Annotated in this window: 7 protein-coding genes; 4 read left to right on the top strand and 3 right to left on the bottom strand. The window is 45.9% G+C overall.

All coding sequences use genetic code 11. The features are described 5' to 3' along the window. The first annotated feature begins 72 nt into the window (after positions 1-72). From ACLTD4_RS22600 to ACLTD4_RS22585, 4 genes are all read left to right on the top strand, one after another. A complete protein-coding gene (locus ACLTD4_RS22600; RefSeq protein WP_002605222.1) occupies positions 73-615 on the top strand; it encodes an NADH peroxidase in 543 nt (180 codons plus the stop codon). Between the two features lie 157 nt (positions 616-772). Continuing rightward, positions 773-1,309 carry a rubrerythrin gene (gene rbr, locus ACLTD4_RS22595; RefSeq protein WP_117621954.1) on the top strand — a complete coding sequence of 179 codons (537 nt, stop codon included), beginning with the start codon at positions 773-775 and terminating at the stop codon, positions 1,307-1,309. Positions 1,310-1,465: 156 nt separating this feature from the next. Continuing rightward, positions 1,466-1,642 carry a DUF6774 domain-containing protein gene (locus ACLTD4_RS22590; protein ID WP_181988642.1) on the top strand — a complete coding sequence of 59 codons (177 nt, stop codon included), beginning with the start codon at positions 1,466-1,468 and terminating at the stop codon, positions 1,640-1,642. Between the two features lie 99 nt (positions 1,643-1,741). Continuing rightward, positions 1,742-4,426, top strand: coding sequence for a PSP family protein (locus ACLTD4_RS22585; protein ID WP_243008305.1), 2,685 nt, complete (start codon positions 1,742-1,744; stop codon positions 4,424-4,426). Here the strand turns inward: ACLTD4_RS22585 and ACLTD4_RS22580 are convergent. The 3 genes from ACLTD4_RS22580 to ACLTD4_RS22570 are packed head-to-tail and all read right to left on the bottom strand — an operon-like array spanning position 4,343 to position 9,129. After that, on the bottom strand, positions 4,343-4,789 hold the full coding sequence (locus ACLTD4_RS22580) for a hypothetical protein (RefSeq protein WP_117621953.1): 447 nt from the start codon (positions 4,787-4,789) through the stop codon (positions 4,343-4,345). The genes ACLTD4_RS22585 and ACLTD4_RS22580 overlap by 84 nt on opposite strands. Before the next feature lie 30 nt (positions 4,790-4,819). Beyond that, a complete protein-coding gene (locus ACLTD4_RS22575) occupies positions 4,820-7,075 on the bottom strand; it encodes a pectate lyase (protein WP_117621952.1) in 2,256 nt (751 codons plus the stop codon). Beyond that, entirely contained in the window at positions 7,072-9,129 is a 2,058-nt protein-coding gene (locus ACLTD4_RS22570) for a pectate lyase (protein ID WP_117621951.1), read from the bottom strand. The genes ACLTD4_RS22575 and ACLTD4_RS22570 overlap by 4 nt, the downstream gene beginning before the upstream one ends. Positions 9,130-9,186 lie beyond the last annotated feature (57 nt).

Below are 9,186 nucleotides of genomic sequence, written 5' to 3'. Positions count from 1 at the left end.
TTACTGTTATTGATTACAACAAAACAAGTTCAATAAAATCAAATATATAAAAATGAAAAGGAGATTATAATTATGAAGAAATGGGTTTGTACAGTATGCGGTTATGTTCACGAAGGAGAGACTGCTCCGGAATTTTGTCCAGTATGTAAGGTACCGGCTGAGAAGTTCAAATTACAGGAAGAGGATATGTCATGGGCAGCTGAGCATGAATTAGGAGTAGCTCAGGGCGTTCGTGAAGATATCATCAAAGATTTAAGAGCAAACTTCGAGGGTGAATGTTCTGAAGTTGGTATGTACCTGGCTATGTCCAGAGTCGCTTTCAGAGAAGGCTATCCGGAAGTTGGCATGTACTACAAGCAGGCTGCTTACGAAGAGGCTGATCACGCTTCCAGATTCGCTGAATTACTTGGCGAGTGTGTAACTGCAAGCACAAAGAAGAACCTTGAATTAAGAGTTGCTGCTGAGAACGGCGCTACTGCAGGTAAAGTTGACTTAGCAAAACGTGCTAAAGAGTTAAACCTTGATGCAATTCATGATACCGTACATGAGATGGCAAGAGACGAAGCTCGCCATGGCAAAGCATTCAAGGGTCTGCTTGACAGATACTTTGGCTAATTCATAAATATTCACTTCACCATTTTCAGGGAACGGCATAGCTTGATTATACCGTTCCCTGGTTTTCCACCGGGGGATCCGGATCGGGAACGAATTCACTCATTGAACAGTCGGGTTCATTGACACCAAAGAAAAAATAATCAGGAGGGTTTATCACATGTCTAAATATGCAGGAACAAAAACAGAAAAGAACTTAATGGACGCTTTCGCAGGCGAGTCTCAGGCAAAAAATAAATATACATATTATGCTTCTGTAGCGAAAAAAGCTGGCTACGAGCAGATGGCTGCTTTATACTTAGAGACAGCAGATCAGGAAAAAGAGCACGCTAAAATGTGGTTCAAAGAATTCCATGGCATCGGCAGCGTTGAAGAAAACCTTGCAGACGCAGCGGAAGGTGAAAACTACGAGTGGACCGATATGTACAAGAGAATGGCTGAGGAAGCCAGAGAAGAAGGCTTCGAAGAGTTAGCCATTAAATTTGAGTTTGTTGGAAAAGTGGAAGCTGCTCATGAGAAACGTTACTTAAAGCTTCTTGACAGCTTAAAGAACGATAAGACCTTTAAGGGCGACGCTCCTCTTGGCTGGAAATGCCGTAACTGCGGATACGTACACGAAGGACCGGAAGCTCCTGAAGTATGCCCGACATGTGCACATCCGAAGGCTTATTTTGAAAGAAAAGTTGAGAATTATTAATTCATAATCCATAAAGATACTCCCTGTGGAAAAGGATCGTAATAGAAGGATCCATTTCCACAGGGAGTTATTTTTTGCCTGCAATAAGGCCCGTCCAGTCTGATTCTGCATTCTATTTCTGATCTGAACCGCATAATCTGTCAGGAGGTGATCTATATGCAATCCTGTGAATTAGTAATCTCCATATCGAGTCTGGCCTGCTACATTGCCGAAGGAAAAAGTGCCGATGAAATAGCGCTTATCGCGTCTATTTTCTCACAGCTGGGCGATACGCTTGCCACGATTTCCGCGCATCAGGCTTTATGCTGCCCTCCGGAGGATACAAAAAAGTAAAAGTATGCTACAATAGAAGTATACAAAGCAGTATATCAAATAAATTCTAACTTCACCATTTAACGTATATTCTAAAGAGAAAGACTGAGGAGCTGCCACATGCAAGAGCAGGATAACAAAAGACAGGATCGCACGCGAAAACCCAGGTTCCCCGATAGATGCCCGCCTGTCCGTAAAAAACGCTTAATCCTGATTTTACTCCCGCTGTTTCTGCTCATTCTACTGCTGCTTTATTACAAAGCAGGTAATCATAAAGAACCCATCCGTCCGGTTGTCCTCGACAGCAAACCGGTCGGAATGATCTGGCCGGACAGCGACAATGGGAATCGAAATACTGCCCAGGCATCCTTTTCCATTAAAAACCCTTCTTCTAAGACCCAAAGCGTCACGTTTCAGATTACTTATGACCTTCTCCTGTCAGAAAAACATTTCACATTTGATATAGAGCACCTGTATGTGAAAGATGAGGAGGGAACATTTCGTGAACTTCCGGATACCTTAATGGAGATACCGGGCAATACCACCCTGTCTGTAAGAGTCACAGCGGTGGACCACGAAAGCGCGATGGAGCTGACTACGAGAGGCGCTCCTGAGGTCAGGATCATTTTCCCGAATACAGAGAATTCCGGGGAATTACCAGAGAATTATACCACCGATACGAGAAGCACTGTTTTTCAAGACAGAGACGAGAAGCTGGCCTTCCTCTCCAGATATCTGGAAATGCCCTCTGAGATGATCGATGCAGCCTATCACATTGTTTATCAGGATAATTCCAAAGGGAGAGTCCCGGGTCCTTCCGATTACGATATCAGGGCGGCTTTCACAGTGGAAGCCGACGATCTCTCCCTCTGGACAAAGGACATGAAGAAAATTCTGCCGGAGCAGGTCGATCCGGGCTGGTGGGAGGACTTAAAGACCTCCGGTTTTACATGGGACATCCCCTCAGATGCCGAGTATTACAAACGTCCTGGCTCTGAAAGCTATATCGTCATCTGCCCTGACCTTCATCTGATCCTGAAAATGGTTTCGTCGCTGTCTCTTCCCCTTTCGCTTGAAGATTCTGCAGCACTGGAGGAATTCCCCGAAGAACTCTCCGGTTACGATCAGTTCAAGACGCTGGCTGCGGATTCGCTGGGATACGATCATTCTGCCGTGCCTTACATAAGAACTGCGATGACCGAAACGGTGCACGCAGCAGACGGAACGGAACTTACGCTTATATGCTACCGGGCCATGTTTTGCAATAGCCCATTGTATGGGATCCCTGTCCTTGTCATCAGTGGAAATGGCAGCACCTCCTGTACGGTTCTCTGTGACGGCTCCTATGGCGATAAATGGTATCTGGCGGATATTGACGGAGACGGTCAGGACGAGCTTCTGATGCATCATTTAATCAGTATCACCGGAGGGGCCGGCGCCTATGAGAGTGACATCTATCGGATATCCGACGGCAGTCCGACCAAAATATTCGGCAGTCCGGAGTGGGATGGCGATAATTATTTTGATACGTATTTTACTCTTCATCTGTCGGAAGGATATACCCATACGGTACAAAACGGTTCTACAGGTTTTTACACTACTTTCACACGCAAAGGCCTGGAAGGAAATCCCTACTTTGACGCGGACGGGAATCTCACCGACGAGGGCAGGGAGAACAATGAAACGGATTGGCTGAGTGCGGATCCTTATTTCTATCTTTTCACGCCTGTGGACGCGGACGGCGACGGTGTCTTTGAAATTATGACTGCCCAGTATACGTATCTCTATGGGCGCTCCGATGGGCTGGGAGCCGCGTATACCCTTCTCAAATGGGACAGCGGCATGGAACGAATGTATATCATGAAAGCCGGCTTCTGGCCCTATGAGGATCACGAGGAGGACGATCAGGAATATTTCGAGCGATGGGAAGAATATGAAAACACCTGGTATAAGAAGAACCAGCCGGATCTGGGCGATTTACTCGATTCCAGGGCGCTTATTAAAGCAGCCAGCGACCAGATCCGTGCGATAGATTTTCACGTCAGGCAGTTCCCGATCAACGATTCTCTGTACGACGCGGCGGCAGATAAAATCTACAGGGAGGCCTTTTACAAGGCTGTAACCAACCAGAAACCGGTGCTTTGCAGGGCGTACCGGTCTCTGGATTACGAAGAAGATACGTATCAGAATATCCTTCGAAGTGAATATCTAAGTGATCAGGAGTTTCTGAGACAGGAACTGAAACAGGACTCCAGCTACTATTATACGGACTATGACGGCGATGGTCTGCCGGAACTGATCGTTCGGAATATGGGACTCTACGGGTTGAAATACGATCCGGATCAGGACCAGGTCTATCTGTTTCTGTCGGTCTACAGCAGTTACGGCTACTATATGGGGGCCGGACAAATATTCTGGCACAATCCCTGTCTCGCCAGCAAGGATATGTATAGCTACGAGTCAGAGGACAGAAACGGCAACCGGGTTTTTGTGGGATTTAAGACAGTCTTCCACTGGGATGATGATGTTGGGAGCAGTGAGTCCTACTATATATCGACAATGGACTATTCCGACGTGGAGGTGAGTCAAAAGCTGTGGGAGGAACTATTCAGCCTGCTGCAGGAAGCCCGCAGCGAAACGCCCGAGCCTGAGACTTATGAGGAGTTTTTTAAAGGATTTTATTTAGAAACAGCAGGCAACTATGGCCTGCTGTTTCTTTTGTCACTCCCTCTTATAAATATACAGGATATCTTCTCCTCCCTCGATGGCAAATTCCATTACCATTTCCTCCTGTGTGAGTTCTGAAAGATCTTTTCCGCATATTTCTACCAGTTCATGATCCCGGTCTTCCAGACGAATATCCCAAAGCAGGATATCTTCACTCACAGGAATGTCTGCATCCAGCACTCCGTGATCAGGCAGCTCATACTCACCGATTAAATTATCACTCCACTCATCTTCCGATGAAGGAGACAGATAGAGAGCGTACATATCACACCCGCGCCGGTTAATAACAGTTACCCTATTATCGTAAAATTCTGCCTGATTACTCTTCCACTGCCGCATAGAACTGCTGCTTTCCACAGGCTGATTCCTTTTTTCAGTACATGCGGAAAGCATTGCAGCCATCAGAAAAAACAGAAAAATTTCATAGCTCTTTTTGCTCATAAATACACCTTTTTTGTCTTTTGATTCAGTTTAAAAAATCTGTGCTCCCGAGACATCTACCTGGCTTCCATCCGGGGTTACTGTACCGGAATACATGGCACCTGACGGCATTCCCAAGTTCTTCTCAAATTCCCAGGATTTACTCTCCTCATTCCATATCCAGCCACTGGGCGAGAACGCCATTGGATTAAAGTAATACCGCTTACCTCCGATATCCTTCCAGCCCGTCGCCATCGCACCCGAAACAGGATCCAGATAGTACCAGTATCCGTCTGAGCTATCCATCAGCCAGCCCGTCTGCATATCTCCATTTATCGCATGCAGATAGTACCACGTGTGATCAATAAGCAACCAGCCTGTTGCCATATACGTATTCTGATTAAAATAATACCACTTTCCATTCACCTGTTCCCAGGTACCGGCTGCGTAACTACCATTGGTTTTCAACAGACGCCAGCCATTATCTGTAAGCTGCCATGTTCCGCCGCTGCTGATTTTCCCATTGGAACTGCTGGAGGAACTTCCGGAAGATCCATTATGATTGGGTTTATCTGGGTTGTCCGGGTTATTTGGGTTGTCCGGGTTATCTGGATTATCTGGATTGTCCGGTTGGTTCAGCCCTTCTTTCCACTCCGGATACTCATCATCAATCAGAGAATCTGCCAGATCATTAATATAATAATCCACAGAGGTTCTGGTCGCATATAAGATTAAATTATCCGACGTTTTAGCGTTTTCATCGTTCAGCTTTGGCTGGTTAGGTCTTTTCGGATCAACATCCGCCAGCACTGTCCTGGCCTTTCCATTCTGATATTCCACGCTTACGGGCCAGGTTCCGTCTCCTTCTGTCAAAAAGATGTCATATCCATTTTGAACAGACGTATCCCAGATTTTAACAGTTTCCTGATCTTCGATCTTAACATCCCCGAGCCATTTTACAGAAGACTCCACGGCTTTTACCACTACGTCAGACGGATTTGTAATTCCCATCAAATAACGTGCCGCCCGGGCTGTAACGCCCGTATCCATACATTCCCGCTCATAGGTGCGTCCCATCGTCACATCCAGACTGCTGTTGTACTGTCTGGCCCAGCCACCGTTTTTTGTTTGAAGACCTGTATGATAGGTCAGTTGGGTGTCAGTTATAAATCGTGTTCCCTTATCTATTGCTGAGTTAATACCATCTCTATCAATCTCCAGCGGAGCAAACTCGTCCCCCTTAGCCAGTTCTGCCAGCAATGTAAGCACATCTATCGTTCCGCCCTCCCCCAGATATAGATTTGCGCGATATCCTTCCGGCGCTGTAGGGCTCATCTGCCAGCCACCTGTAACATGCTGATTATCAGTCAGGTACTTAATCCCTTTATTCAGGCTGTCCATATACGAAAGATCCCCTGTCTTTGACGCATATTCTGCCAGATAACGCAGTGCGTACACTGTAGCTCCCTGATCCAGGGTAGATTCCCCTGCAAGCGTTCCAACCTTATCTTTCATATCTTCCTGGCCCATTTCAGTATTATCAGGCAATGGATAAAATCCTCCATCGCTGTTCTGTAACGCTGCCAGATTCGCTGCTGCTGTCTCCAGGTACTCCATACTTCCGTCTTTTAACGTGTCATACCGGTTTCCATAACCATCAGCAGACCATTCAAGCTTTGGTGCATGGTTCCTTGATTCCATTACGGGGACCATAGCAAATATGGACTGTACGTACGTGTCGTTTCCAATATCCGCTTGAAAGTATGTAAAAACTTCTTTAAATGGAAGACGAACTACTTTATAGCTGCTCTTCAGATAAGTATTATAATCGCCCATTTCATTTTTAACATCAACCTTTTCCGGCTCCTGCCCCGCTGGAATAGCTCCCTCCACCTTTGTGCCGTTGAATACTACATCCCGCGAACCAACAGTCATTTCCAGTGTATCCCCGTTCAGCTCCAGAATGACACGTTCACCGTCTTCTTTATAATTCCCCCCCAGATAACGGAATATTTCTTTCATGGGAGTTTTTACCTTACCGGTAATCTGCCCCTTAGAGTTGACCTCCGAACTGGCTGTAACATTTACATTTGTATCTAACCAGATTCTGTCATAATCCTCAGTCAAAAATACTGGATCATCGCCGCCTACCCAGATTCTTTTTACAGTGATATCCCCCAGCTCATCCTGCCCCATTACGACCGATGCCCTTTTTAAGACACTGGCCGCCTGAGCTGTCATCACTCCGGCCACTGTTACCGCGGTGACTGCGGCATAGATTATGATTGTTTTTAATTGTCTTCTCATCTGTTGCTACCTCCCAATCCCGGTATGTTTTTTGCTGTTATGTTATCAGCATTTGACCCTGTGGCCTTATCTGCATCCGACTTTGTTGCTGTTTCAGGTTTCCCCCCCTGTACCGCCTCACTGGGAGTGGCCTTTAAAGCATTGCTCATAGTCGCAATTGGAAGTCCGTTGACTGACCAGCCGTTTTCCTTCAGCCATGCTTCCCATTCCGCATAATCACTTTTAACGTATTTACCAAAGTCTGCTTTCAAAAAGCCATAACCGCTCCTGCGCTCTACCGGCGTGAGATTATGATTCAGATGCGCAATCTGGTCACGCCCTGAGTAAACAGGATAGAATCCTTCTTCCTCCAACTCCTCTGTCATTCCATAATTCTCTCTGTAATATTCCCCCGTTGTATCAAGTCCGTAGAACCGTCCGTACATTCTGTATGGGGATTCCTTATCTATGATAAAACGGCGGTCCTTATCCAGTTCCCGTGTGCGGTCCTTCACATCGACGTCACGCATTCCCGTAACCCCCAGCAGTTCAACCCATTCATTAAATGTGTTAATTGCTTCACAGATCTCCGGTGTCGGATTGGGAATTCTCTGAAGAAGCTGTACAATCACCTGACTCTCTGTCGTACCAATAGCCGGAAGCTCGAAGGCTCTTCCTCCGGAAGGTTCGCCCGTTTCCGGATCGTACTGCAGAGACCAGGCCGTCTTCATCTCCTCCCCTTTATAATCAGTTACAATCTGATGCTCCAGCGTATAGGAAAGCGCTTTATCCCATGCTTCTTTTATAGCCTCATACGTTATCACCATATCTCCCTGCTTCAGAACATCGGCCTCCGGCTCCTTAAGAAGCCGCTCCCTCGCCCAGTCCATATCATGAGCCATGAATTTACCTATCTCACTCTCACTCACATCCGGTTCTACAATATCCAGAAGAATATTCATCATTTGGACCATAGCATTGTCATTATATGTAACTTCCTTAAAATATCCTACGGAATACGGCCAGTATTGGCGCCAGCCCCCCTCTTCAGTCTGCGCATCCAAAACGTACTTGATCGCCTTCCAAAAACCCTTTTCAATCGTCGTCATCTTTTCTTCAATATCCGGAATATCCTGAAATTCTTCCGGCATTTCCGTATATGTATGAATCAGGCGGGACAGATAGATAATCTGCAGAATAGTTGCATTATTATCAATTGAAGAGGGACCATAAGGGATAAGTTCTGCAAATTCGGGATCAACAAGATTATAACCAGTATTTGTCTTCGCCCATCCACCGTCTTTATTCTGGTATCTCGGATCTACGATAGACAGTCCCGCCGTAACTGCATCTTTTTTATATTTCAAGAGTGTCTTACCAAAATTCACTCCTGTTTCGTTATAGCCCATATTCATAAGATTTCCATTCGTATAAAATCTGCCGCCTGTACTGGGAACCTTTGCCGCTTCTACCTCAAAAATTGCAAAACTGCATAAAAGGCGGTCCATATCGTCATCCCAGGTAACACGGCCCCCTAATGTTTCGCAGACAAACTTCACTGGCACGTAGCAGGCATAGTATGGAGACCCATCTTCCCTCACTTCTTCTGGAACCTGGTAAAAATAAGGACTTAAACCATCCGGTATCTCCAGTTCGTTCCCATTATAGACCGCAGTCGAAGATCCCTCATATAGTTTTAACACATTTCCATTAAAAGTAATGGTTACCGTGCCTTCTTCCGGATCTTCTTCTACTGTCGCATAAATATCTTTAAAAGAGTCATGAACCGGGGCCATCATTCCGTTTGGATTTCCCTCTCCAAGCGCCATATCAGCCTTAATCAAAAGTCCTTTTTCCAACTCCTCCGGTGCAAATTTGCCAGCCCCGGATTTTGTATAGCGGTTAGGTTCATGCTCCGGAAATGCCAGAACCCTTAAAAGTAAATCATCAATCTCCACCGTGTCTCCCACAGAAGGCACTGATAACCGACTGACCTCAGCCATAACAGGCGAAGCTGCCAGGATACCAATAAGCCCGACCGTTATAAAAGCCCTTTTTATGTTTTCTTTTTTCATAGTTTTATTCCCCTAAAATTAGATTATTATTTCGCTCAGTATTTCTGTTTTTCAAAA

It is taken from the genome of Hungatella sp. (assembly GCF_046966825.1).
The sequence above is the reverse complement of the archived record's forward strand: the minus strand, read 5'-3'. Positions and strand labels throughout refer to the sequence as shown.